Genomic DNA, 590 nt, shown 5'->3' on the forward strand with positions numbered 1-590 from the left:
CGCCCACCCTCCACCACCTCGGCGGCGAACGGTTCGTGCTCCTCACGACCTTCCGCCGCTCCGGCGAACCGGTCGCGACCCCCGTGTGGGTCCTGCCCGACGCCGGTGCCGCCCTCGTCAGCACCCCCGAGGGCTCCGGCAAGCTCAAGCGGCTGCGGCACGACCCGCGCGCCACGATCCAGCCGTGCGACCGCCGCGGCAACGTCGAGCCCGGGGCGCCGGTCGTCGAGGGGCGCGCCGAGGTCATCCGCGACTCGGCCGCCACCGAGGCCGTCGGCCGCCGGCTCGCCCGCAAGTACGGCCTCGAGTACCACCTGTTCATGGCCGCCGAGTGGCTTCTGCGCCGCGGCAACCCCGACCGTGCCGTCGTGCGGATCATGCCCACCGGCTGAGCCGCCCCTGGGGCGCCCTGTGGCGGGTCAGCCGCGCAGGACGAGGCTGACCACGTCCGCGAGGGCGATCAGCACGGCGGCCACGAACGGCAGCCTGCCCCGCGCCACGACCGCGACCACGGCCAGCACCACGCACGCGAGCAGCAGCGCCAGGCCGGTCCCGTCGAGCGTGCCCACCCCGGGGCCGTATGCCGCCAC

Annotated in this window: 1 protein-coding gene; it reads left to right on the forward strand. The window is 76.4% G+C overall.

The features are described 5' to 3' along the window. Window positions 1-392 (forward strand): PPOX class F420-dependent oxidoreductase (locus tag ABD194_RS21440; protein WP_343995315.1); only part of this gene is annotated, 392 nt, incomplete at its 5' end. Window positions 393-590: the final 198 nt, after the last annotated feature.

The sequence above is a fragment of the Terrabacter terrae genome (genome assembly GCF_039529575.1).
Lineage (GTDB): Bacteria > Actinomycetota > Actinomycetes > Actinomycetales > Dermatophilaceae > Terrabacter > Terrabacter terrae.